The sequence below is a fragment of the Pseudomonas sp. SIMBA_041 genome (assembly GCF_046535095.1).
GTDB lineage: Bacteria > Pseudomonadota > Gammaproteobacteria > Pseudomonadales > Pseudomonadaceae > Aquipseudomonas > Aquipseudomonas mucoides.
In genome coordinates this window covers 1-235 of record NZ_JAWRXJ010000950.1, presented here as the reverse complement: position 1 = coordinate 235, position 235 = coordinate 1, and the positions used below count along the sequence as shown (strand labels likewise).

General features: G+C 37.9%; 1 protein-coding gene. It reads left to right on the top strand.

All coding sequences use genetic code 11. The features are described from left to right. Positions 1-200: LysR substrate-binding domain-containing protein (locus SB725_RS33945; protein ID WP_410923792.1), on the top strand; the 200-nt coding region annotated here is incomplete at its 5' end. Positions 201-235 lie beyond the last annotated feature (35 nt).

The following is a 235-nucleotide window of genomic DNA, read 5'->3' as shown; positions in this document are numbered from 1 at the left end:
ATCACCAAGGTATCGCTTTACTTTCACATTTTATGATTGGTGAAGACTTGGAATCTGGACGACTAGTCGAAGTGTTGCCTGAGGCGATAGTCAGACCAAACAACCGTGAAGCCATACAAGCGGTATATTACAAAAACAGTGCCGTATCTTCACGTATTCTGGCATTTTTAGACTTTATTCAGCCAAGATTGACATTATAACTTTTATCCGTTTCTATTCATTTTATAAGAGGTAA